Here is a 21054-nt window from a genome sequence, read left to right as displayed (position 1 = left end):
CAGCCACAAAACGCCCGAGCGCTGCCAATGCTTGACCGATAGGGGCGAATTAGAGAAATCAGCTCCGCTGGAGTAGCAGGTTTTGGTCAGACTGTCGGAAAACTCGAAAGGCGTAAAACGTGTTTGAATTCTATTCCGCATGCAACTCCCGGCAATCGTATTCAATGCCTTTTGGGGGTAAGCTCAGCCCGCAGATGACTTGTAAGGGCTGAAAGCGGATCGGTATAGGAGCTTTCTACGTGCAATAGCATGACCAGGGTCTTTAGACCGTCTGCGGGAATTTCACCACGAACAGCGATGATGAGTTCGAACACATTTGGCAAATGCCATCGCAAGGAACCATGCAGGAATCGGATTTTCAGATCGATACATGTGCCGCCTGGGTGATGGCGTGCCTGACTTCATCGGACCCTGACGAAGCTCTTGTGGCGTTGAGCGGCGACCCGCAGCCACTTGCGGGTGTGGTCGGCGAGGAAAAAAGGCCGCATCCTCTCGTCGGCCTCGTCACCGCCATGATGGCCGGTGCTCTGATCCGATCCGGCAGGCCCGCTGAGGTCGAGGCAATCTATGAGCGTATCGCCGATCTCTTCGCGCCGCAGCGCCGAGTTTATGTCCGCGGCAGCAATTTCAGCGATCTCGTTGGTGCGTTTCCTTACCTCCATCTTTCGGCTATTCGCGCCTTTCTCACCCTCGGCGACCAAGCATCGGCATTTTCGGTCGTCCTGTGGATCGACAAGGTGCTTCGCCGCAGTCCGCGCTGGGACATTCCAGAGGATCCTGTCCTGAAACCCCTCCTTTCCCACCCGGCGATGGAAGCCTATGGCCCGTTTTCGATCGAGCGCAACTGGCTGCTGGACCGCCAGGATGAGATTCTGGCCAATTTCAAACCCGACCGATATTTGGGAAGCACTTACGACTTCGACGAGTGCCTCGTTCTCAACGCGCTTCTCACCGAGCAGCCCGGACGAGCACTGCCAGTCCTCGAACGCCGCGGATTGCTCGGCCCACAAGAGAGTATCGAGCTTGCAAACAGCGGTCATCTCGAATTCAACGCCGTGTGCGTCCTCGCAACGCTCGGCCGCTTCGATGAAGCTCTTGCGCTTGCCCGCGCTATGGTACAGCAGGGCTACTATACGACTTGGCGTTTCGACCTGGAAAGCGCCAGGCAAATGGCCTGGACGCAGGATACCCGTCAGAACGAATGGCTGGCCCCCTTAGCGGAGACACCCGCCTACCAGACCTTCCTCGACGTTTACGTTCGTCGGCAACCGTTTCCGGTGGACAACGCCGAGGTCAATCCGCTGTGCGCGCTTCGCGAGGAGACGCTGGAATCCAGAAAGCGAAAGCGGTGCTGGCTATCCCAACGTCTAATCCAGCCGGGAGATCCAGTGGTGTGCGCACGCCGCCTGTTCGGCCACGCCTCGGACGGCGACTTCGATATTGCAGCAAAGGAAGCCTTTGACGCATCTGTCTGGCCTCGCTCACGCGCGCAGTTTCTGGCCGACGCCATTCCGCTCAGCTTGCTCTTTCCGGCTCCCAGCCTCGATCATCGCAGCACATGGGCCGCACCGGCCATCGCGCGGTTCTGCTGGGAGGTCGGGCACAATCCCGCAACGTTCGATCTCGACCGTGCCGTTTTCATCATCGCGGATCATCATCCCAATCCGATCCGCCGTGAATGGATCGAGGGCAAGTTCGTTTATAAGCAGGCCTTCGAGCCGATGGTGTATGATCAAGGCCATGGCGACGCCGTGAACTTTGCCTGGCGGCTGTTGAAGGCCGGCTATGCGGAAGAGCTATTCGCGCGCGTATCCGGCCTGCCGCAAACCAAGGCCGACAAGGTTTTCGCCATGCTCGCCATGTTTGACCGGCAGGATTGCCGGCAGGCCGCCGCGCGGCATTTCGAGTTGCCCGATTTGCCGGCCACCATCGGCCTGGTCTTCTCGGAGCGCCCGTCGATCGAGACGCATCTGGCCCTGGCCGACTATGGCGATCGCCATGCGCGATGGCGAAAAGGTCTCGTCAGCGCGATGCGAGCCTATGCGATTCATCTCTATTCCAACGTTCACCCCGGAGCCGACTGGTTTCTGGAAGGACTCGAGCATTTTTCACGCGCGCGCTGCAGTCAGCTCCTGTTCTTTCTGATCCATCATCCGGAGGACGATGACGTGCTTGCCACCATGATCGAACAGGAATGGCTCCCAAGCGGTGTCGGCACCGGCGGTTATGACGCCTATGAAAATGCACGCGCGTTCTATTATCGCGCAGCCATACTCAACCGCATGCTTCACGCTCCGGATCGGCTCGATTTCTGGTTATCCATGCCCTGGGTCCTCTATTATTCGAAGATGGCCAAGGACAGGGAAACCCGACAGCTCGTCGAGCGATGGCGAAAACGGAAGGCGCGCTGAACGTTTCTCGCCGCCGCAAATCTCGGGAACTGCATGAGGATATCGATCGGCTCGATCTGGCTCCGGATTGTATCGATGTTCTCCTTCAAGGTATCGCTATAGGTGACGTCGAAGTCGGAGGTTGAAACAACGGCCAGCAGCAGCTTCTGACTGCTGGAGAAGGTCGTCCAGCTTGGTCAGTCGCGGCCGGTCAGCACCACTTGGCGCCGTGTCCCGCCACATCCCTGGCAAGAGCCAGGCCGATGTCTTGTGCTAGAGCAATTCCAGGAAAAGTGCGCAGCGGTTTTCCGTCCGGAATCGCGTAAAAACAAAGGGATAGAGCGGTTCATCGATTCCGTGAAACGAGGAACTGCTCTAGGAGCCGGTCACGAACGCGCCGGACGGTGGGAATAAACAGCGGGGAAGCCATTCAGACCACCTCCTTCGATAGCGTCTTCTTGACGCTTGCAATCCCGCGGCGCAGGAACGGGTCCGTGTGGACATAGAAATACTGGACGCCCTTTTCCAGCCAATGCGGCAGTTCCTCGGCTGTCACCAGCGTGCCAGCCACCTTGCCGGCCGCCCGGATCTTCTCGACCGCGATTGCAACCTTTTCCATGACGACGGCAGGGCGGGGTTCGCCGAAGGGCGGAGCTGGCGGATAACCCATGTCCTGCGAAAGATCGCCGGGCCCGATAAAGAAAACGTCGATACCCTCGACCTTCAGCATCTCGTCGAGGTTTGCGATCGCCTCCTGTGTCTCGATCATCGCAACCACGAGGCGTTTCCCATAATCGGAAGGCAGCGCATAGCGCACCGCATCGACAATGGCGCGCGCCTGGTCGGCGTTGTCGACCATCGGCACCATGATACCGTCGGCGCCGGCGTTGAGATAGCGGATGATGATCGGACGCTCATGCGAATGCGGCCGTATGATCGCCGCGCCGCCGACCGACCGGACGATCTGCCCGGTCATGCGTACATCCTCGAAGCTCCAGGTTCCGTGTTCGCAGTCGACGAAGACAGAATCGGCACCCAGTTCCACCAGCCGGGCGGCGAGGCCGGTGGAGGCATGGTGGGTATTGTACATCGTGATCGCTTCGCCGGCCTGCAGCCTCGCGCGCAACTTCGCTCCGTTCATGGTCATGCTCCAATCAGAATGGTTGATCCGCTGTCAAAGTCAGTTCGAGGGTCGGATAGCCGTTGGCGACCGCCTTCATCAGCCCCTTGGCCGGCAGGGGAAGAGGACCGATCCTGGCGCCGGTGATAATGACGTCGCCTTCTTTCAGCGGCCGGTGCCGCGCCGCAGCATGGTTGGCAAGCCATGCAAGCTGCTCCAGCAGGTCGGCCTTCGACGGACCGCCTTTGCAGGCGGCAATCTCGTCGCCGTCGACCATGAGGCCAATCGCGAGCCTTGAGATATCGATAGCCTGCCATTGCTTTACCGGCGCACCGAGCACGGTCGCAGCATTGCTCTGGCAGTCGGCGATGGCCGTCAGGGGCGTGATCGACATACGGTCGACAAAACGCGATCCCACGAGTTCGTATGCCAACCGAAGCGATCCGATGCTGGCTTCGACGGTGGACGACGTATAGGGCTTGGCGCGCGGAGGAAGATCGGCCCCGAGGACGACGGCTATTTCCACCTCGACGCTGTCTGCGCCAAGCGCGGCGGCGGACAAGACGCAGGGTGCGGTGTAGAGCCCTTGGCCGACCAAGGGGGCGCATCGACGTTCGTCCCCATTCCTGGGGAAGCCCACTTTCCAGCCGTAGCTTGTTTCCCGCTCGGCGACCGCATCCTGGACGGCATAGGCCTTCTCGATGCTGTCGGGAACGAGGTCATGCGGTAGTTGGCTGATCGGCGCGCGGTCGTGGCGCGCGTCGGTCAGCAGATTCAGCAGTTCGGATGTTTTCGAAGACACTGTTTTTCCGTTTGTTTATGCCACGTCATTTCCCGGACGGAGACGAGACGCCGGTGATTTCGCTTGCATCGATCGTTCGTCGGACGCCGAAGAAATAGATGAATGCCGAACTCACACCGATGACCGCAGCCGTGATAAGCGCCGGTTCGAACGAACCAGTCGATTGGACGATGAAGCCGGTGACCGTCGGCGCCATGGCGCCTCCGAGATATCCGACGAAATTCTTCATGCCAGCAAGCGAACCGACATAGGCTCTCGGAGCCACGACACCGATCATGGTCCAGGCATTCGTCAAGGATATGCCACCCAGAAACATTGCGATCGACAGGCATGTTATTGCAACGGGAGTGCTGCTGACCTCAGCTGCAAAGATCGTGAATATCGACATTCCCAGAGTACCGCCGGCCGCAGTCACCTTGACGCTCATGAGCGGGGAAATCTTTCGCAGGATCAGCCACTGAGTGAACAGGCCGCCGGAAACCGTACCACCCATCGAACAAAGGAAGGGAATGGCTACCAGAATGCCGGTCTTGGGAAGGCTGAGATGGCGGTCGATCGAAAGGTAGGATGGGAGCCAGGCGGTGTAAAGCCAGCTGAGGTAAGTGGTTCCTACGAAACCCAGCACAACGCCCCAGGTCGGTGATAGCCGCATGAGACGAAGCCACTCGGCAAGCGATGGTTTGTGGGGCGACTCCCTGCTCTCCCCAGCGGAGAGATACTCGACTTCGTCCTCAGTCAGTGCCGCCGTGTCGACATCGCGGTAGAACATATACCAGACGATCGCGAGAAAGATGCCAAGTAGCCCCATGATGGCGAACATCCATCGCCATCCGAATTGCAGCATCAGGAAAGTCAGGATCGGCCCAGCAATCGCCGTACCCAATGCGGACGATCCGGCGAAAAGACCGGTCGGCAACCCGCGTTCGCGGACATTATACCAATCGCGGACCACGCGAATGCACGACGAGAATTGTGGTGATTCGCCAATGCCTAGTACTGCGCGCGTGGCAGCGAACGACATGAATCCGGTTGTCAGCGCGCTGGCTGCCTGCGCAACCGACCATACAAACAGACCGAGGCCCAGCATCTTGCGTGGACCGAAGCGATCGACCAGGCCACCGACCGGCAATTGAGTGAAGGAATAAGCCCAGAGGAAGACCGACAGAAGCAGACCCATGTCGGCGATGGATAGACCGAACTCGTCGCGGATCAGCGGGCTTCCGATCGATAGTGCGGCCCTGTCGATATAGTTGATCATGCCGGCGGCCACGAGCATTGCAAGCGCGCTCCGCTGCCGGAACCGGATGCGCTTCGAGGCCCTTCCACTAAAGCCCTTGCTTGCGTGGCCCGCAGAAGATCGGCATCGCGACTCGGGCGAGGCATGGCGGGTTGTGTCGTCGACATCGTAATTTGGTTGCATGAACTTCGTTCCTCCCAACGTATTGTCGACAATACGTCGAAATATCCCTTGGTCAAGCGCGTATTATCGCAAAAATGTCGACAAAATTGCAATTGGACTTTCGCTGGGCAGAGATTAGGGTGTCGTAGAAACATCAAATTGAGGGCCGCATGCGAGATCCCACCGCAGATCAGCAATCCGAGACTACGCGCGTGGCGCGTTGCATCGAGGAGGACATTATTTTCGGGCGCATAGAACCTGGGGCGGCGCTCAGGGAAGAAAGACTGCTCGCCCGCTTCGGAGTATCCAGGCATATCGTTCGCGCGGCTCTGGCTTTGCTCGAGCATGATGGCATCGTCATCCGCGAGCTCAACCGCGGCGCACGCGTGCGCACCTTCAGCGCCGCCGAGGTGAAGGAGCTACATGAGGTCCGCGAAGTTCTGCAGCGACATGCGGCCTTGCGCATCAGGCTGCCCGTCGCGCAGAGTGAGATCGAAAAGCTCGAAGAAATCGAATCTCGCTACGAGACGGCTGTCGAGACAGGAGATTTGCGCGGCATGCAGGACATCAACAGCGAATTTCACAGAGGCGTCTTCGCGCTCTGCGGCAATGCGCATCTTTGCAACATGATTGCCGACCTTTTGCATGTCACCTTCCCGGTTCGCGCCAACAGCCTTGGCGACAAGGCGGACAGGCAAAGGGCGATCGCGGATCATCGCCTCATTCTGAGCCTCCTGAGTGGGAACGACTCCTGGGCGCTCGCGGAAGTATGCGTCAATCACATCAAGGCGAGGCGCGATGCCTACCTCGAATTTCTCGAAAAGGACCACAAGGGCAGCCGCTGACCGCATCGGTGGTCGGAGCGGCTCAAGCCAACGCCGCTCCAAAAGGCGATAGCCGCAGCTCGATACCGGTCACCGCTTCGGCATATCCGTATCATTCCCGGCGTGATGGTAGCCTTGCTTCTGTATGGCTACAGTCGGGGCCTTTATTCGTCGCGCCAGCTTTTCCGCCTTTTTTAATACGGCAGGTGCGCGTTTTCGTGTCCCGGCGACTTTCGCGGGCCTTCGCTGAGCCGACTCCAGCCGCGGCGCGGTGTAGCGCCATCGGCTGGGCCTACCAAGTCCTGCTAGAACGGACTATTCACGGCACCTGAGCGCCTGTTGCCGTCGTGTAAACCCGATAGAGTGATCGCGTGGCGGTGATGAACAGCTGATTGCGGCGGGGGCCACCGAAGGTAAGATTGGCCACGGTCTGCGGTATCTTGACCTTGCCGATCAAAGTACCATCGGCGGCGAAGCAATGGACGCCGTCGCCGGCGCTCGTCCAGATATTGCCGTCCACATCGGCGCGAAAGCCGTCGGGAATGCCGGTATCGATGTCGCAGAAGACGCGACCGTTTGCGAGCTTCTTTCCATCCACGACATCGAAGACGCGAATATGCCTCGGGGCTTCGATGTCATGGCTGGCAGCGGAATCGGCAACGTAAAGCCTTGTCTCGTCGGGAGAGAAGGCCAGCCCGTTCGGCTGGCGGAAATCCTCGATCACGACGTCCAGTTCACCCGTCGAAGGATCGAGCCGGTAGACATTGCGGCTCGCCTGCTCCGGTTCGGCCCTGTATCCCTCGTAATTGGATAGGATGCCGTAGGTCGGGTCGGTAAACCAGATGGTTCCGTCTGAACGAACGACGACATCATTGGGCGAGTTCAGGCGCTTACCCTTATAGCTGTCCGCAAGAACCGTGATCGAGCCGTCGATTTCCGTGCGCGTCACCCGGCGGGTACCATGTTCGCATGATACCAAGCGCCCCTGGCAGTCGCGCGTGTTGCCGTTGGAAAAATTGGACGGCGCCCGAAAAATCGACACGCCGCCGCCTGGCACCCAGCGCAACATGCGCTCATTGGGAATATCGCTCCATATCAGGCTTCCACTATCGGCAAACCAGACGGGACCTTCCGCCCAACGGCAATCGGAATAAAGCTCCTCCAGCCCAGCGCTCGGAACGACAAGGTTGCGGAAGCGTATATCATAGATTTCATAGAGAGGGGATGCGTCGTTCGGCATTACGGATGTCCTAAAAACTGCTGGGGGAACAGTGTCAGCGTCCGCCGGCTGGGCGGCCACCTGCGATCAGAATAACGGCGATGATGATGAGGCCGGTGAGAACCAGCCGCGGGCCGGCGCCGAAGCCATATGTGTTGAGCATCGAGACAACGAGGAACATGAAGAGCGAAGCGCCCCATATGCCGGGCACATTCGAATCGCCGCCGGCCACCGCCGTTCCACCGATGATGACGACCGCAATCGACATCAGCAGATATTCGGCGCCCATGTTCAAGGCAGCGCCACCGGAAAAGCTGGCAAGAAGATAACCGCAGATCGAGGCCAGGATCGCGCAAAGCACATAGGTCGCAAGTCGCGTTCCATCGACGGGAATGCCTGCCATTTTCGCGGCAAACATGCTTTGCCCGATGGCTGAAATCCACCTGCCATAGATCGTCCGCTCCAACAGCAGCCAGCCTAGTGCGGAGAGTACCAGCGCGACGATCGCCACATTCGGCACCCCGAGGAAACTTGAGGTCGTGAAATCAGCCAGCTGTTCGGGCGGTTTGATGCGCAGGCCGCGATTACTCCAAATTGCCGTCGACTGGATGATGAAGCTCATCGACAACGTCGCGATGATCGGCGGGATGCGCAAGAGCTTGATGAGTGCGTAATTGCCGATCCCGATGCCAAGGCCGATGAGGATCGACACGAGCAGACCGGGCATGATCAGGCCGTCCTCGACGTTCATCAGTTTCAGCGCCAAGGTCCCCGCAAGCGTCATGGTGGCCGGCACGGAAAGATCGATGTTGCCCGGACCGAGCGTGATGACGAACATCTGCCCGATGCCGACGATCACAGAGAAGGCCGCAAAGGTCAGGGCGGCCTGCGAAAGGCCAATCAAGCTTGCTCCACCGGTAAAGAATACGGTCACGAGCCAGACGATGATGGTGGCCAAGAATGACCATATCCAGGGCTTGCGGCCAAGCGCGCGAAGAACCGTCATGAGTGTTTCTCCCGCTTCTCGACACGGTTGAGCAAGAGCCGCAGGGCAAGCACGACGATGAGAATGGCGCCTTGCGCACCGATCTGCCAATCCGGCGAGATCCGCAGGAATGACAGAAACGAGCCTGCCAGCGTCAACGTCAAGGCGCCGATGACGGCTCCGACCGGAGATACGCGACCGCCGATGAATTCGCCGCCGCCGAGAATGACGCCGGCGATCGACAGCAGCGTGTAACGCAGCGCGATATTCGCGTCCGCCGAGGTAGTAAGTCCGACCAGCGCGATGCCCGAGAGGACCGCGAAGAGCCCGGCGAGCGCGTAGGCCGCCGCACGCAGAGTGACGACGGACCAGCCGGCGCGTTGAAGCGAGCGTTGGTTGCCGCCGACCCCGCGGATCAGCACGCCGAAGGACGAACGCATGACGAGCAAGTGGGAAATCAGCGCAATGACGACACTGGCAACGATCGCCATCGGTACGAGCGGCGGTTTGGATGTCATCAGCCAGCGAGCCCAGTCGGGCGCCGCGCCGCCCGGCGCGGGCAGCAGCAGCACGGCAAGGCCGCCCCAGACGAAACTCATGCCGAGGGTGACGACGATAGAGGGCAGATCCCTGATGTAGATGATGACGCCCATGGCCGCGTAGACGGCGATCGCCGCAACGAGAATGAGGACGCCCAAAAGCGGGGTCGACTGAAGATAGGTCGCAGCTACGCAAGCGGTGAAACTGACGAACGTGCCCATCGACAGATCGAGATCGTTGACCGACATGATCATCATCTGTGCGATCGTCGCGAGCGCAATCGGCACAGCGAGATTAAAAAGCAGGTTGAGGCCGAGATAGCTCATGGCGCGAGGCTGAAGATAGAAGACCGCAATGAGCAGGACGGCCAGCGACAGGGCCGGGATCAGCAGGCGCAGGGTGGCGGATGATGGACGCATCAGGCGCCCTCCCCGGCAAAAGAGGCTGCCAGCACATTTTCCTCCGTGATCTCATCGCCAACGAGTTCCGCGACGATGGCCCCGTCACGAAAGACGTAGGCGCGGTCGCAAAGGCGGATCTCGTCCATTTCGGTGGAGTACCACATGAATGTCCGGCCGCCAGAAGCCTCGTCGTTGAGGATGCGATAAACTTCCTGCTTGGTGCCGATATCGACACCGCGCATGGGATCATCCATCAGCACGATCGGCGAGGTCGTCGCGAGCGCGCGGGCGAACAGAACCTTTTGCTGATTACCGCCGGACAACGACAAGATGCCGTTCCCCATCGCTGGCGTACGGATTTCGATCCGTCCTTTCCAATCCGCGCCCAGACGCTCCTCCCGTTGTCTGTTGACCAGCGACATCTTCGACAGGTCACCGAGCGATGCGATGCTGAGATTCTTGAGGATGCTCCATAAAGGGAAAGTCCCGTTCAGGCTGCGATCGCCGGCAACGAACGTAATCCTGTCACGCCTGCCGGGCAGCCAGTTGCTTGACAAGGCTCGATGCAATTCAAGCAGCATCTCGGTCTGGCCGTGACCGGCAAGACCGGCAAGACCAATCACTTCTCCCTTGCGGATTTCGAAGGCAAGACCGTTGCCGCCGCGCGCCGGCAAGGCGAGAATGGGAGCGATTGCGGCGCGCTCTTCCGGCCTGCGCTTGCGGTCTTGCTCCTTGACGACACTTCCCATTGCCTGAACAAGACTATGGACGGCAAAATCCCGAGCTGCCCGATCAGCCACTACACGACCGTCCTTCATGACCAGAATGCGGCTTGCCGTCGAAAGGATCTCGCCAAGAATGTGCGAGATCAGCATCACGGCGCCGCCATCCTCCACAAAGCGGCGCACGTATGCCATCAGCTGTGCGGCCAGCCCTGCATCGAGCGAGGACGTCGGCTCATCCAGAATGACCAGCCTCGGCGCCTGGCCGACACTACAGAAGGTTATCGCAATCTCCACCATCTGCCGTTCGGCGATCGAAAGTTCGCCGACGGTGCGCATGACATCGATCTTGTGGCCGGGAAAAACCTCATCAAGTTTAGAGCGCACGATCGTGGCCGCCTGTCTGCGCCAGCTCCAGCCGGAAAGACCGTGATGGACGACCCGCATATTTTCGACCACGGTCAGATTGGGAGCAAGCGAGAGCTCCTGGAAAACGCAGCGAATGCCGTGCGCGCGCGCCGCGTTAATGCCGTGCGCCTTGTCATCGCCTTCATACGAAATCGTTCCTTCATGCGGGCTGAGGCCCCCATTGATGACGTTGACGATCGTCGACTTGCCGGCACCATTGTGACCGACAAGACCGATACATTCGCCGGCATGAATGATCAGATCGGCGCCATCCAGCGCCTTGACGGCACCGAAATGCACCTTGACGCCCTTGACCGAAACGATCGCGTGCCGCTCGGCATTGTGTCTCGCGCTATTGTCTTTGACTGCAATCATGGATCGTCCGGCCGGGCGTTGCGTCAACCGGTGCCGCCACGTTGAGCGGCACCGGCCATTCTTGCTGGCTGATATCGACTATTTGGCCGAAGCAATGACCTTCTTGGCATCGTCGAGCGTGTATTCGACGTTCGCGACGCCGCCCGCCTGCGTGGTGGCGAGATTGGTTTCGAGGTTATCCTGATCAATGCGCAGGAACGGAACCACCAGATCCTTTTTCACGTCTTGACCGTCGAGGATCTGCTGAGCGACCCAGAAGGCAAGCGTCGAGACGCCTGGAGCGATGGAGACCGACATGGTCTCGTAGCCGCTCGCGTCCTTTTCCTTCTTCCACCAAGCAAGTTCGTCTTGCCGGTTGCCCATGACGATCGTCGGCATCGGGCGCTTTGCGGCGGCAAATGCCTGGGCGGCGCCATAGCCATCTCCGCCCTGGGTTACGACTGCAGCGATATCGGGAAGGCTCGGGAGAATACCGGCAACCGCGCGCTGCGCAACGTCCTGCGCCCAGTCGCCATGAACCGAACCCACGATCTTGAACTGCGGATACTTGGCGACGGCGTCATGGATCCCGGCCGAAATCTCGTCATCGACGGAAACGCCGGCGAGCCCGCGGATTTCAAGCACGTTGCCGCCCTTGGGCATCTTCTTGGCAAGATATTCGATCTGGCTCGCGCCCATGCCCTTGAAGTCGACGGCAATGCGCCAGGCGCAGGGTTCCGTGACGATCCCGTCGAATGATACGACGACGATCTTCGCATCACAGGCTTCCTTGATGGCTCCATTCAGCGCGGTCGGAGAGGCGGCATCGATGACGATCGCATCATAGCCCTGCAGGATCATGTTCTGAATTTGGGCGGCCTGTTCGGTCGCCTGGTTTTCCGCGGTGGTAAACGGATCGGCGGCGGCGACCACGCCGGCCTTTACGGCTTCGCCCGTGACCTTCTGCCAGCTTGTGAGCATGGCCTGACGCCAGGAATTGCCGGCGTAGTTGTTCGACAATGCAATTTTCTTGGATGACGTATCAGCAAAAGCGGAACCCGGCACGACAACGCACGCGATGACGGCGGATGCCAGAAGCATCTTGGCAATGTTCATATTTTCCTCCCAATAAGCCCGTTCTTCAATCACCGGGCCAAGATTTTCGAACGCGCTCCTCAACGAACGATCGAAAATAATATTTGCACTGAAGGTTCCCCTCTCAGTACAAACAGGATGTCTGAGATCGTCAGGCTTGTACAGGCGCTTACGACGAGCGGCCTTGCGGGATCCCGCAGAAAAAATGCGCAAGTCCGCAAGACGAACGGATCAGATCGGCGCTTAATGGCGTCGTGAATTCGCATGCTGCGATCGGCCGGAGGAAAAGAGGCCGGCGCATTGCCTGGGAGGGCGTGTTTTGCGCGATCTGGCGCCGCAATCGGTCTTCGACCATTATCTCAACATCTCAAGGCTACTTGCCGGACAGCTCGATTTTCACTCCGTTATCCAGGCGGTGGCGGCCGAAATCAGCCATGTCATCCCGCACGACCATCTCGACGTCTGCATCATCATGGTGGACGAGCAATTCCACACCGCCTACGAAAGCGGAATGGAAACGGACTGGGGCCGCCGTTTTCCCGCCCCGGTCAGCAACAGCCCCATCCGTACGCTGCTTTGGGGCGAAAGCGACTATCTTCTGACCGACGATGCCTGGAGCGATCCGCAATTTCACTTCCAGGGCGCTTTCTCGCATCCGATCTTTCATCAGTCCCTGCATAGCCGTCTCCATGTTCCCCTCAAGGTGCAGGGCCACGTCATCGGCGCGCTCTCCTGTTCAAGCCATAAGATCGGCTTCTATGACATGAAGGATATCGAGAGCGCCCGCGTCATCGCCGATCTTTTGTCGCCGCATTTCTTCGCGATTCGCGCCGCCGATCAGGCCAAGCGGTCGGCAATCGTGGAAGCCGAAGCGCGCGCCCGCGAGGAAGGTTTGCGGCTTGGCGCCCTGAAACTGACGGAGGCTCTGGAGGCTGAACGCCAGCGCATCGGCATGGACCTGCATGACCAGATTCTCGCCGATCTGACCCGCCTTTCCCGCCGGCTGGAGCGGCTTGCGCGCCAGCCCGACGTCACGGGCGAAGCGCTCGAGCCGCTGTTTCGCGGCTTGCAGCACAGCATGCATGACCTCCGTCAGATCATCGAGGAGGCCAAACCCTCCGTCCTGCAATTGTTCGGCTTCGCCCAGGCGGTGGAGAACCATCTCGAGCGATCGATCCAGGAGAGCGCGGCCAGTCTGACCTGGTCGCTGAACGACGAGACCGCCGGAGCGATCGACTGCCTGGAACAACCCGTTTCCATCGCTCTCTTTCGTATCGCGCAAGAAGCCATCAACAATGCCATCCGCCACGCACAGGCTAGCAATGTTCAAGTTCAGCTCAAAGCAACCGAGAGTACGGTGACCATAGAGATCATGGATGATGGCCTCGGGCTTGGAAATGCCCGCAGATCGTCGGGCGGCGGCATCGAAAACATGCGCACCCGGGCGCGGCTGATCTCCGCGCGCTTCGCAATCAAACCCGCCGGCGCATCGGGAGGAACCTTGGTCAGCGTCGCCCTGCCCGCCAAAGCGCCGCCGGCGACAGGAGTCGTTTCATGAAGGTTCTGGTCATCGAGGACGACCCTCTGCATCGCTCTTACCTCAACGAGGCGATCCGCGCGGCGCTGCCTGAATGTGACGGTGTGCTCGAGGCTGAGAACGGTCACGCGGGTGAACGATTGGCGCGTGATCTAAGATCCGCCCATATCGTCATGGATCTGCAGATGAGCCAGCGCAACGGCATCGAAGCCGCGCGCACCATATGGAAGGAACGGCCGGAAACGCGCATTCTCTTCTGGTCGAACTATTCGGACGAAGCCTATGTTCGCGGCGTCTCGCGCATCGTCCCCGTCGGCGCCGTCTACGGCTACGTCCTGAAGTCGGCTTCCGACGACCGACTGAAATTGGCGCTCCGCAGCATCTTCATCGAGAGCCAGTGCGTGATAGATCGCGAAGTACGCGGGACGCAGCAAAAGAGCCTCGGCAACGTCAACGGCTTCACCGAAGCCGAATATGAGATCCTGATCGATATCGCACTTGGCCTGACGGACCGCGCAATCGCTCAAAGACGCAATCTTTCGGTACGGAGCGTACAGAACCGACTGCAACAACTCTATATCAAGCTCGGCGTCTATCAACCGCTCGGCAACCACGACGACGATGGCAGGTTAAATCTCAGAGCACGGGCGGTCGCCGTGGCATTCTTGAGAAAGCTGCTCAATCACAGCTCGCTCGAGCGCGCGGAAGCCGACCTCACATCCTGGCTTGCACGTCAACCACACGACTGCCCGCCCCTATGAAGGCTGCGAATCTTCAGAGCGTGCCCATCCCGCCACGGGTCGGCTTCGAGGCAACGGGTGGCCAGGAATGTGCACTGTGGAAGAAACTTGCGGGGGGCCTGGGTGGATGCCGTGCGACTGCCTCCGGCACAGATCGCGGCCTTCGCGCTTTCCCGCGGCACCCGCGCAAAAACAGACCGGATCGGATGATGACCTTAAAGCGGTGCTCGATGCGCCATCGTAAATGCGATCCTCAAATCCGCCTCTTCCTGGAGGCACCAGAACTCTGCATAAACACAGTTGCTAGGCGCCAGAATATTCTCGTGCCCTGTCAAAATCGGCATGCGATCCCGTTCGAGTGACAAGCTTTTCGCGAAAAAATCGTATCACCGCAAGCGCAGGATAAGTTTCCCTGGAAAGGTTAGGACCCACAATCCATTAGACGCGTGGACATCCCGAAATCGTTGTCGAAGATCATCGCGACTGTGGCGGCAGCTTCGCTTATGAACGCCTTTCAGCAAACACATCGTCGATGCGAACGGAGGCAGCAGACAAATCCGGCCGTGCCGCGGCGACGCATTGGAATAGCACTTCCGCAAGCCCGACGGCAATGATGCGTCCGAGCACCTCCGCGCTTCCCGGCAGGCCCATGCCGGTTGGCAACGAAATCCGGATGTCAGCCATGTTGTGAAGCGCGGATGACACACTGCCACAGATGGCGGCAACGGTTGCCCCGGCATTCTTGGCTGCGCCTGTTGCCCATAGAAGCGACTGTGTATTTCCGGAATGAGAAACGGCAATAGCCAAGTCCCCGGGCCGCATCAGCGAGGCCAATGTCACTTGCGTATGATGCTCCTCGCTGAATTGCATCGGCAAACCCAGGCGGACCAGACGAAGGTGAATGGCGCTGCAAACCGCGGCGGACTCACCAGCGCCAAAGAGACAGATCTGCCGGGCATTGAGTATCTGTTCTACGAGCGTGTCGAGATCACTACTGGTTTGCAGCGATCGAGAAAAAGCCTGTGCGCGCATCGCAATCGCCTGCATCACCCGATCGGCGATCTGGCCCGTGTTCTGCCCTTCGCCCGATGCGGCCTTTGCTTCCCGTGAGGCGCCTTCCAACAAGAGTGCCTTGCGCATCTCCTTCAGGCCCGGATAGCCGAGCTTGCGCGACAGACGATCGATGCTCGAGCGGCTGGCGCCGGAGACTTGCGAGAGGTCCGAGGACGTCATGATGGCAAGCTCGTAAGGCGGGACCGCCATCAATCCTCTGACGATGCGTTCCTCCGCCGGAAACAGACTGACTGCGCCGACGCGCTCAGCGAAGGCAACCGCGTCTTCGAAAACGGCTGCTGTCTCCCTGTCGTCGTTGATTTCCATCACGCCCTCCATGACACAAATTGTCCCTCAAAAAATCACATGACACCTATTGCGGGACATTTTGTGTCTCATTATAGTGACTTTTATAAGCGGACGCCCGAATATAGCCCGTTTATTTACCGGAGGAGGAAACAATATGAAACATTTTGTATCGCGGCTGCTCGCAAGTTGCGTCATCGTATCCGCCATCGCCGCCAGCCCGGCGAGCGCCAAGGATCTGAAGGCGGTCGGCGTGACCGTTGTCGACCTGGGCAATCCGTTCTTTGGAGCGATCGCGAAGAACATCGAAACCAAGATTGAGGCCGTGGCGCCCGGAGCCAAGACGACCATCGTGTCCGGCGACTACGATCTCGGCAAACAGTCGACACAGTTCGACAACTTCATCCAGGCTGGCGTTGACCTCATTATTGTTTCCGCGGTCGATTCCAAGGCGATCGGCGCGGCCGTCAAGCGTGCCGAAGCCGCCGGCATCTCCGTCGTGGCGATCGACAACACGGCCGATGGCGCGCAGGCAACCGTCACGACCGACAACGTGACAGCCGGCAAGCAGGCCTGCGGCTACCTCGCGGACAAAATCGGTGGCAAGGGTAACGTGATCATCGTCAATGGACCCCAAGTCTCGGGCGTAATGGATCGCGTCGCCGGTTGCAAGGACGTGCTCAAGGACAAGTCGGGCATCAAGATTGTCTCCGACAACCAGAACGGTGTCGGCACGCGCGAGGGCGGACTGAACATCACGACCGGCCTGCTGACGGCGAACGACGACGTCCAGGGCATCTTCACCATCAACGATCCGTCCGCCATCGGCGCCGATCTCGCGACAAAGCAGCTCAACCGCACCGGCATCGCCATCGCGACGGTCGATGGCTCGCCCGATATCGAGGACGCGCTCAAAGGGCACACCCAGATCGTCGCCTCCTCGGCGCAGCTTCCGTCTAAGCTGGCGGAAGCCGCGGTAGAGGCCGGCATCAAGTTGATCAATGGCGATAAGCTCGCCGACCCCAACATGCTGGTCGCACCGCAGCTCGTCACGCGCGACACCGTCGCCGACTACAAGGGATGGGCCTCCAAATAGCCACCTTCTTTTGGGCCGGCTCCTCTCGCCGGCCCAACCTTCGCCCGCGAAGGCAGCCGGTCACGCCGGGTGTCGACGCGGATCGCCGGCATCAACCAAGGAACCACTTCATGCCACTCGTTTCCCTGCAACATCTCCTCACGCACGCATCCGACAACAAATATGCCGTCGGCGCCTTTGTCTCCATGAACACGGAGATTATTCAGGCCGCGATCGTGGCCGCCGAGCGGAAGAATTCGCCGGTGGTGATCCGCATCCACCCCGATGTGCGTGAGATTACCCGGTTCGATACGCTGACGGCGGTCGCCAAGCAACTGGCCGCCGAAGCAAGCGTCCCGGTCGGCATCAGTCTCGATCACGGCGAGACCTTGGGCGATACGATCGACGCGATCCGCGCTGGCTGCACCAGTGTCATGCTCGATGCGGCAGAAAAGCCGCTGGAAGAAAACATCCGCCTGGTCAAGGAAGTCGTTGATGCGGCACGTCCGCTCGGCATCCTCGTCGAAGCTTCGATCGGCCACATGGAACATGGCGCCATCCAAACCGACGATGATCTCGCCGATGTGGCAGAGGCAGTGAAGCTGGTGAAGGAAAGCGGCGCGACGATTCTGGCACCGGCGATCGGCAACGTCCACGGCTCCGCTCATGGCGAGCAGAAGGCAACGCCAAAACTCAACATCGAGCGCATCGTTGAACTGCGGAAAGCCACCGGCGTTCCGATCTGCATGCATGGTGGGTCGGGCAATCCGCGCGATCAGATGCGCGCCGCCACCGCCGCGGGCGTGTCGCTGGTCATCCTGTTTTCCGATATCATCACCGCCTATAACCGTGAATTAAAGCGTGTGCTGACGGAAAACTCCATCGGCATCGCCATCATCGATGCGCTGGTTCCCGCGCAGCGGGCCGCCGAAGTCGTCATAGAGGAAAAGATGGAAGATCTCGGATCAGCCGGCCAAGGCGAAGCGTTCATGACCTGGATGAGAAAAACGGCGGCCTGATGCAACTCTCCGATCCCATTCTCGTCGGCATCGACATCGGCACGACCAATCTCAAATTCGTTGCCGCCAGGCCAAGCGGACAGCTTGAGGCGGTGGTGCGGCGGACGATGAGTGTGGATCGGCCCTCGGCCGGCGCCGCGCAGTTCAATCTGCCGGCACTGCGCCGCAATCTGATGGAAGGGCTGGCCGAACTTGGTCAGCGCCTGGGCGAGAACGATGTTGAGCGGATCGCGGCAATCTCCATTGCGAGCATCGGCGAGAGCTTCATCGGCCTTTCGTCCGAGGGCGAACCCCTCACCCCTTGCCCGACCTGGTATGATCGTCGTACCGTAAACAGCCGGCTCTCGCTCGATCTCGATGCTGGAGACTGGTTCGATACCACCGGCATGGTGGACGACGATATCTATACGGTGCATCGCCTCGCTTGGTGGCGACAGCATGAGCCCGAACGGGTTGCCGCGGTCAGACGTTGGCTGATGGTGTCCGACTACGCCACCTATCTTCTGAGCGGGGCCTTCGCATCAAGCCCGTCGCTGGCCGCCCGTAGCGGTTTGGCCGATCGAAACACCGGGCAATGGTCGGAGACAATCCTGTCGGCCGCCGGACTGTCACCGGATGCGCTACCAAGACTTCTCCCTTCGGCCGTCGTCGCGGGGCGGCTATCGGATCGCGCGGCACGAGCGACCGGGTTTAAAGCAGGGACGCCGATCGTCAACGCCGGTCATGATCATCCCTGCGCGGGGCTTGGCTGCGGGTTGGCCGAACCGGGAGATATCATCGATTCCACCGGGACATCCGAAGCGATCAAAACCGTGGTCGAACGACCGCTGACCTATCATGAGGCCGGCGACGGCGCCTATGACTGCTACCCGCATGTGGTACCGGGCCGTTTTCTTCTCTCCGGACACACGCCGGCGTCCGGCGGCTTCCTGGACTGGCTCGTCGCTCGTCTTTCCGGACCGGAACCATCGATGGAAACAGCGGCGATGCTTTGGAATATGGCCCGGCAGTCGCCCGCCGGAGCGCGGGGCATACGGCTGACGCCCTTTCTCGAAGGAACCGGCGCCCCCTGGAACGATCGCGGCCGGCGAGCCACCTTTGCCGGCATCGGCACCGAAGTCCAGTCGGGCGACCTCCTGCGCGCCGGCGTGGAGGCGCTCGGCGCATGGCTCGTCATCAACCTCGATCTCTTCACCGGGCTTGCCGGTCTTTCGCCGCGACGGCTGGTGGTCACCGGCGGCGGTGCGCGCAACAGTCTCGCCAACGAGATCAAGGCCGCAATGACCGGATTGCCGCTCGGGCTTCCCGACGTCGGCGAAGCGGCCGGGCTCGGTGCAGCGCTCGTTGGCGGCCTCGCCATAGGCCTCTTCGCGGACGCGCGCGACGCAGCCCGTCTCCCCGATATCGCATGGCGGGACGTTGCACCGGATCCAGACCTAACGAGGGCCTACGACGCGCTGCTGCCGGACCTGAAGGCCGTGCTCGAAACGGAGGGAGAGGAATGACCGATACCAGCGTGCCGATCCTTGAAATGCGCCACGTCAGCAAGTGCTTCGGCCGGATAGAAGCCCTGAAGAATGTCGAGTTGAAGCTCTTCGCAGGCGAAATCCATGCGCTGATGGGCGAAAACGGGGCCGGAAAGTCGACCCTCGTGAAAATCCTGTCAGGCGCCTACATGCCCGACCCCGGCGCCGAATTCCTGATCGACGGCTATCCGATTACGCTGTCCGACCCGCAGGATGCCCGAAAACTCGGCATCTCGATCATTTACCAGGAATTGTCGCTCGCCCCCAACCTGACCGTTGCCGAGAATATCGCGCTTGGTCGCGAGCCGCGTCACGGCCTCTTAGCTGATCGGCGTTCGATGCGGGACGCTTGCGCGGACATGCTGCGGCGGCTCGGTGTGGATTTCGAGCCCGACACCTTGGTGGCGACGCTCTCGATCGCCGAAATGCAAATGGTGGAAATTGCAAGGGCACTATCGGCTAAGGCCCGTATCCTCATCATGGATGAACCGACGACAGCGCTCTCGTCACGCGAAACCGAACGTCTGTTCACGCTTGTCGAGCAACTGCGAAAGGAGGGGCTTGCGGTTGTCTATATTTCGCATCGCATGGCCGAGGTCTACCAGCTTGCCGATCGTTGCTCGGTGCTCCGGGACGGAAGCTATATCGGCACGCTACCGCGCGCAGAGCTGTCGGCTGAGACGCTGGTGCGGATGATGGTCGGCCGCGATATCAGCGAGCTTTTCAAGACAGCCCGCGCCGACGCCGCGAACGCTTCGGCGAAACCGGTGCTGACCATCGAGAACCTGACGGACGGTGACAAGGTCGCGCCGGCCTCCTTCGTCCTTCGCTCCGGCGAGGTCGTCGGACTCGCGGGGTTGGTCGGCTCCGGCCGCACCGAACTTGCCCGCCTTATCTTCGGGGCCGATCGCACCTCGTCCGGCAGCATTTCGATCAACGGCGTGCAACACATAATCCGCTCTCCCGCGGACGCGATGAAAGCAGGGATCGCCTATCTGACGGAAGACCGCAAGGAGCAGGGTCTCTTCCTGGACATGACGATCGATGACAACATCAATATTGCCGTCGCAGCGCGAGATGCCCGGCCATTCGGCCTGCGGCGTTTTGCGACCGCGCGCCGACGCACGGACGCGGCGATGGAGGCACTCGCCGTCCGCGCATCCTCGGGTCAGGCCACGGTGGGTGCTCTGTCGGGCGGAAACCAGCAGAAAGTGCTGCTGGCCCGCCTCTTGGAGACCGCACCGAAGGTCTTGATCCTCGACGAGCCGACACGCGGCGTCGACATCGGCGCGAAGGCCGAAATCTACAAGCTGATAGACAGGCTGGCGATGTCGGGCGTGGCCATTCTGCTGATATCGAGCGAGTTGCCCGAGATCGTTGGCCTGTCGGATCGTGTCCTGGTTATCCGCGAGGGAAGCATCGTGGCCGAAATCGGCGAACGCTCACAGATCAGTCCACAAGCCATCATCTCCATCGCCATGGGCGAGGCAGACGCACCGAAGCCCGCAGCCTGAAAACGCCGCGACGTCCATAGGGAGG

The 21054-nt window shown here is 60.3% G+C and carries 17 protein-coding genes; 8 read left to right on the top strand and 9 right to left on the bottom strand.

The genetic code is table 11. From position 1 onward, the window contains the following. The first annotated feature begins 341 nt into the window (after positions 1–341). Complete coding sequence (locus ACJJVH_RS27170; RefSeq protein WP_412066648.1) at positions 342–2411, top strand: hypothetical protein; 2070 nt, start codon at positions 342–344, stop codon at positions 2409–2411. Positions 2412–2820: 409 nt separating this feature from the next. Here the strand turns inward: ACJJVH_RS27170 and ACJJVH_RS27165 are convergent, their stop codons facing one another. Genes ACJJVH_RS27165 through ACJJVH_RS27155 form a run of 3 tightly spaced genes read right to left on the bottom strand, consistent with a single transcriptional unit; the run spans position 2821 to position 5588 of the window. Beyond that, positions 2821–3531, bottom strand: a complete 711-nt coding sequence (locus tag ACJJVH_RS27165) for an aldolase/citrate lyase family protein (RefSeq protein WP_112795282.1) — start codon at positions 3529–3531, stop codon at positions 2821–2823. Between the two features lie 13 nt (positions 3532–3544). Then, a complete protein-coding gene (locus ACJJVH_RS27160; protein ID WP_112794985.1) occupies positions 3545–4312 on the bottom strand; it encodes a fumarylacetoacetate hydrolase family protein in 768 nt (255 codons plus the stop codon). A 25-nt stretch (positions 4313–4337) separates the two neighbouring features. Beyond that, on the bottom strand, positions 4338–5588 hold the full coding sequence (locus ACJJVH_RS27155) for an MFS transporter (RefSeq protein ID WP_113383404.1): 1251 nt from the start codon (positions 5586–5588) through the stop codon (positions 4338–4340). Between the two features lie 293 nt (positions 5589–5881). On the opposite strand from ACJJVH_RS27155, the gene ACJJVH_RS27150 reads away from it, so the two are divergent. Beyond that, the gene (locus ACJJVH_RS27150; protein ID WP_113358773.1) at positions 5882–6556 is read left to right on the top strand and encodes a GntR family transcriptional regulator; all 675 of its coding nucleotides are present in this window, start codon (positions 5882–5884) and stop codon (positions 6554–6556) included. Positions 6557–6854: 298 nt separating this feature from the next. Here the strand turns inward: ACJJVH_RS27150 and ACJJVH_RS27145 are convergent, their stop codons facing one another. The 5 genes from ACJJVH_RS27145 to ACJJVH_RS27125 all read right to left on the bottom strand — a co-directional run bounded on the left by ACJJVH_RS27145 (position 6855) and on the right by ACJJVH_RS27125 (position 12280). Beyond that, complete coding sequence (locus ACJJVH_RS27145; protein ID WP_412066647.1) at positions 6855–7775, bottom strand: SMP-30/gluconolactonase/LRE family protein; 921 nt, start codon at positions 7773–7775, stop codon at positions 6855–6857. A gap of 34 nt (positions 7776–7809) precedes the next feature. Next, a complete protein-coding gene (locus ACJJVH_RS27140; RefSeq protein WP_412066646.1) occupies positions 7810–8760 on the bottom strand; it encodes an ABC transporter permease in 951 nt (316 codons plus the stop codon). Next, complete coding sequence (locus tag ACJJVH_RS27135) at positions 8757–9698, bottom strand: ABC transporter permease (RefSeq protein WP_112794980.1); 942 nt, start codon at positions 9696–9698, stop codon at positions 8757–8759. Before ACJJVH_RS27135 ends, ACJJVH_RS27140 begins: the two co-directional genes overlap by 4 nt. Beyond that, positions 9698–11185 (bottom strand): ATP-binding cassette domain-containing protein, encoded by a 1488-nt coding sequence (locus ACJJVH_RS27130; protein WP_412066645.1) that lies wholly within the window; start codon positions 11183–11185, stop codon positions 9698–9700. Before ACJJVH_RS27130 ends, ACJJVH_RS27135 begins: the two co-directional genes overlap by 1 nt. A 78-nt stretch (positions 11186–11263) precedes the next feature. Then, on the bottom strand, positions 11264–12280 hold the full coding sequence (locus ACJJVH_RS27125; RefSeq protein WP_412066644.1) for an ABC transporter substrate-binding protein: 1017 nt from the start codon (positions 12278–12280) through the stop codon (positions 11264–11266). A 298-nt stretch (positions 12281–12578) separates the two neighbouring features. Between ACJJVH_RS27125 and ACJJVH_RS27120 the strand changes: the two genes are divergently transcribed. Both ACJJVH_RS27120 and ACJJVH_RS27115 read left to right on the top strand, forming a co-directional pair. Beyond that, the gene (locus ACJJVH_RS27120) at positions 12579–13817 is read left to right on the top strand and encodes a sensor histidine kinase (RefSeq protein WP_112794978.1); all 1239 of its coding nucleotides are present in this window, start codon (positions 12579–12581) and stop codon (positions 13815–13817) included. Next, positions 13814–14557 carry a response regulator transcription factor gene (locus ACJJVH_RS27115; RefSeq protein ID WP_112794977.1) on the top strand — a complete coding sequence of 248 codons (744 nt, stop codon included), beginning with the start codon at positions 13814–13816 and terminating at the stop codon, positions 14555–14557. Before ACJJVH_RS27120 ends, ACJJVH_RS27115 begins: the two co-directional genes overlap by 4 nt. A gap of 480 nt (positions 14558–15037) precedes the next feature. Here ACJJVH_RS27115 and ACJJVH_RS27110 read toward each other — a convergent pair whose 3' ends face one another. Beyond that, a complete protein-coding gene (locus tag ACJJVH_RS27110; RefSeq protein ID WP_412066643.1) occupies positions 15038–15916 on the bottom strand; it encodes a MurR/RpiR family transcriptional regulator in 879 nt (292 codons plus the stop codon). A gap of 136 nt (positions 15917–16052) precedes the next feature. Between ACJJVH_RS27110 and ACJJVH_RS27105 the strand changes: the two genes are divergently transcribed. The 4 genes from ACJJVH_RS27105 (at position 16053) to ACJJVH_RS27090 (ending at position 21029) form a co-directional block, all read left to right on the top strand. Continuing rightward, complete coding sequence (locus ACJJVH_RS27105; RefSeq protein WP_113435759.1) at positions 16053–16991, top strand: substrate-binding domain-containing protein; 939 nt, start codon at positions 16053–16055, stop codon at positions 16989–16991. Between the two features lie 110 nt (positions 16992–17101). Then, a complete protein-coding gene (locus ACJJVH_RS27100) occupies positions 17102–17989 on the top strand; it encodes a class II fructose-bisphosphate aldolase (protein WP_162703917.1) in 888 nt (295 codons plus the stop codon). Beyond that, a complete protein-coding gene (locus tag ACJJVH_RS27095; RefSeq protein ID WP_412066642.1) occupies positions 17989–19494 on the top strand; it encodes an FGGY-family carbohydrate kinase in 1506 nt (501 codons plus the stop codon). The genes ACJJVH_RS27100 and ACJJVH_RS27095 overlap by 1 nt, the downstream gene beginning before the upstream one ends. Beyond that, complete coding sequence (locus ACJJVH_RS27090) at positions 19491–21029, top strand: sugar ABC transporter ATP-binding protein (protein WP_412066641.1); 1539 nt, start codon at positions 19491–19493, stop codon at positions 21027–21029. The genes ACJJVH_RS27095 and ACJJVH_RS27090 overlap by 4 nt, the downstream gene beginning before the upstream one ends. Positions 21030–21054 lie beyond the last annotated feature (25 nt).

Origin of the sequence: Rhizobium sp. SYY.PMSO, assembly GCF_046840415.1 — a bacterium.
Classification (GTDB): Bacteria; Pseudomonadota; Alphaproteobacteria; order Rhizobiales; family Rhizobiaceae; genus Rhizobium.
Note: the sequence above shows the minus strand (reverse complement) of the source record. Positions and strands in the feature narration are given on the sequence as shown.